Source organism: Paenibacillus sp. 2RAB27 (assembly GCF_052115445.1).
Classification (GTDB): Bacteria; Bacillota; Bacilli; order Paenibacillales; family NBRC-103111; genus Paenibacillus_E.
This window is the reverse complement of sequence record NZ_JBFRGR010000125.1, coordinates 1-402: the sequence shown is the minus strand read 5'-3', so window position 1 is coordinate 402 and position 402 is coordinate 1. Positions and strand designations below refer to the sequence as shown.

The window sequence follows — 402 nt, the reverse complement described above, 5'->3', positions numbered from 1 at the left end:
CATGTATCTAGCAAGTGTTTTAGATTTGTACACACGCAAAATTGTAGGTTGGAAACTCGGAGACCGTATGACGACCGACTTAGTTCTCGCTGCCTTAGATCAAGCCTACGAGGCTCAAAAACCTCCTAAAGGCCTACTGCATCACTCAGATCGTGGCTCACAGTACGCATCAACCGATTACCGTAAAAGACTAAAAAAATACAAAATAAAAGCTAGCATGAGTCGGAAAGGCAACTGTTATGACAATGCTTGCATCGAATCTTTTCATAGTGTACTAAAGAAAGAGTTTGTTTATTGTACGAGATTTTTGACCAAAGCCCAAGCACAACAAGATATGTTCGAATACATTGAACTTTTTTACAATCGTAAAAGGATCCATGGTTCTTTGGGTTACCTTTCACC

General features: G+C 39.8%; 1 protein-coding gene. It reads left to right on the top strand.

The genetic code is table 11. The features are described 5' to 3' along the window. Positions 1 to 402, top strand: a 402-nt coding sequence (locus AB4114_RS35950) for an IS3 family transposase (protein ID WP_441992695.1), incomplete at both ends; no start/stop codon positions are given.